Below are 2,932 nucleotides of genomic sequence, written 5' to 3'. Positions count from 1 at the left end.
GACGGCGGCCCGGGTACGGCGGCGGGTGGTGCGGCTGCTGGACGGGCCGGTCACCGTCCGTACCGTCGTGTGCGAGGCGATCCCCCGCACCGCGCACGGGAAGACGGATCTGGCGGCCCTGCGACGGGCGCCCCGGGCGGCGCCCCGGGAGCCGGGGGTCGCCGGTGCGGTGCGGGGCGTCTGGGCGGAGCTGCTGGGGGCCGGGTTCTCCGTCGACACCAATCTCTTCGAGAGCGGCGTGGATTCCCTCGGCGTGGTCGCCGCGGCGGCCCGGCTCACCGACGTGCTGCGGCGTGAGGTGTCGCCCGCGTTCCTCCTGGACCACCCCCGGATCGCCCTCCAGATCGAGGCCCTGACCGACCGCGCCGACCGGACCGCGCAAGGGCGGCCGCCCGTACGTCAGACACACCCCGGGGGCAGTGCCGCGGACCGGCGGCGCGCGGCGCGACGACAAGCAGGCACCCCGGTACCGCCCGTCCACACCGAAGGAGTGATGCAGTGAACGACCGCGATGTCGTGGTCCTCGGGTACGCCTGCCGGGTGCCCGGCGCGTCGGACGTCGCCGCGCTGTGGGACCTGGTCGCCGGGGGCAGGGACGTGGTCACCCGCGCCGCGACCAACGTGGGTGCCACCGCCGGGGGCCGGGTCCACGCCTATGGGCTGGTGGCGGGCGCCGAGCAGTTCGACGAGGACTTCTTCGGCTACGCACCGAAGGAAGCCGCCGAGATCGACCCCCAGCAGCGACTGCTGCTGCTGTGCGCCGTGGAGGCGCTGGAGGCGGCCGGGGTGCGGCCCTCGGTGCTCGGTTACGACATCGGGGTGTGGGCCGCCACCGGGCTCAGCTCCTATCTGCTGCGGACCTGGGACCCGGCGCTGAACGGCACCGAGGGCATGTCGGCGCTGATGGGCGGCGATCCGCACTACGCCGCCACGCGCATCGCGTACAAGCTGGGGCTGACCGGACCAGCCGTCTCGGTCGGTTCCGCCTGCTCCTCCTCGCTGCTGGCGATCCACTCGGCGTCCCAGGGCATCCGGGCCGGGGAATGCGATCTGGCCCTGGCCGGGGGGATGGACATCGAGCATCCGCAGCCCATGAGCTATCTCCACCAGGAGGGCGGCATCCTCGCCGCCGACGGGGTGTGCCGCCCCTTCGACCGGGATGCCACGGGCACGGTGTTCGGCTCCGGCGGTGGCCTGGTGCTGCTGGCCGACCGCGGTCTCGCCGAGCGGGAGGGCTGGCCGGTCCGGGCGGTGCTGCTGGGGTCGGCCGTCAACAACGACGGCGCGGCCAAGGCGTCGTTCACCGCGCCGAAGTCCTCCCGGCAGGCCGATGTGATCCGGCAGGCGCTCGCCGCTGGCGGCGTGGAGCCGGGCGAGGTGACGTACGTGGAGTGCCACGGGACCGGCACTCCGCTGGGCGACCGCAGCGAACTGGACGCCATGAGGGCCGTCTACGGCCCGGGTTCACGGATCACGCTCGGGTCGGTCAAGGCGAACCTCGGGCATCTGCGGGTCGGCGCGGGCGCGGTGGGGTTCATCAAGGCGTGCGAGATGCTCAGGCACCGGACGCTGCCGCCGGTCGCGGGCCTCCGCGAACCGTCCGCTGCGGTGGACGAGGCGGGCTTCGTCGTCCCGGCCGGGGCGATCCCGATGGACGACCCCGCGGCGGCGGTCATCGGCGTCAGCTCCTTCGGCTTCGGCGGCACCAATGTCCATGCCGTCGTCGGTGCCGCGCCGGTTGCCGAGCGTGGCACTGAGAACGCCGAGGACGCCGACCATGTGGTGCTCCAGGTCTCGGCGGCCACCCCGGACTCCTGCCTCGCCACGTCCGTACGGCTGGCGGACCACCTCCGTGCCGTGCCGCAAGATCCGCTGAGCGCGGTGGCCCGGGAGCTGCGCCGGGGCCGGGAGCCCAAGCCGTTCCGCCTGGCCGTGGTGGCCCGGGAACGGGAGGCCGCGATCTCGGGGCTGGAGGGCGACGCCGCCTTCTGCGTCGAGGGCTGGGCGTCGGCGTCGGTGGCCCCCGTCCTGCTCGTCCCCGGACAGGGCTCCGATCTCGCTCCCCTGGCCCGCGCGCTGTGGGAGTGGGAACCGGTGTTCACCGGCGCGCTGCGGCGCCACTGGGCACGGCTGGGGGAACTCCGCCCCGGTACACCGGGGATCGAGACGGCCCTGCGCGACGAGGGGCGGCTGCGCCGGGGTCAGCGGCACGCCTGGCACACCGCGGTCGTGCTTTCGGTCGTCGAGCAACTGCGGCACCGGGGGCTGCCGGAGGGGCTGTGCGCCGGATACTCCCTCGGCGAGTACGCCGCCGCCGTCGCCGCCGGGGCACTCGACGCCGACCGTGCCCTGACCCTGCTGGCCGACCGGGGCGAGGAGCTGGACCGCAGCGCCCCGCCCGGCCGGATGCTGGTGGTCCACGCGGGCCCGGAGCAGCTGGCCCGGGTCCTGCCGGGCCTGGTCCCGGCGGCCGTGCTGTCCGAGGACCGTACAGTGTTCGCGGTGGCCTCGGACGAGGCCGACGGCCTGCGGGACCGTCTGGCCGCGGCGGGGCTGGCCTGCCGTGACACCGGTGTCGACCTTCCGTACCACTCGCCGCTGCTCGGCGAGTCGGCCGCCGCCTTCTCGGCCCTGGCCCGGTCCGCGGCGCCCGGGGCGGCGGGCCGGTGGATACCCACGCTGGGCGCCGGCCCGGACCCGTCCTCGTACTGGGAGCGGCATCTCGTCGGGCCCGTCGATCTCCGGCCGGTCGCCCGCGCGGTGGACGAGCTGGCGAGCAGGGCCCGCCCGGCCCTGGTCGATCTGAGCCCCGACGGCTTCCTCGGACGCGCGGTGCGCTCGGGCGCGGCGGACGCCGTCGCGGTCCGGCCCTGCCGGCCCGCCGCGGACCCGCGGGCCGCCTATCTGCGCGCGCTGGCCGGGATGTGGGCGG

At 75.7% G+C, this 2,932-nt stretch carries 2 protein-coding genes; both read left to right on the top strand.

The genetic code is table 11. From position 1 onward, the window contains the following. On the top strand, positions 1-502 hold a 502-nt coding region (locus SSOG_RS44790; protein ID WP_245606533.1), incomplete at its 5' end, for an acyl carrier protein. Continuing rightward, a partial coding sequence (locus SSOG_RS44785) for a beta-ketoacyl synthase N-terminal-like domain-containing protein (RefSeq protein ID WP_050800211.1) occupies positions 499-2,932 on the top strand: 2,434 nt, incomplete at its 3' end. The genes SSOG_RS44790 and SSOG_RS44785, both read left to right, overlap by 4 nt.

Source organism: Streptomyces himastatinicus ATCC 53653 (assembly GCF_000158915.1).
Classification (GTDB): Bacteria; Actinomycetota; Actinomycetes; order Streptomycetales; family Streptomycetaceae; genus Streptomyces; species Streptomyces himastatinicus.
The sequence above is the reverse complement of the archived record's forward strand: the minus strand, read 5'-3'. Positions and strand labels throughout refer to the sequence as shown.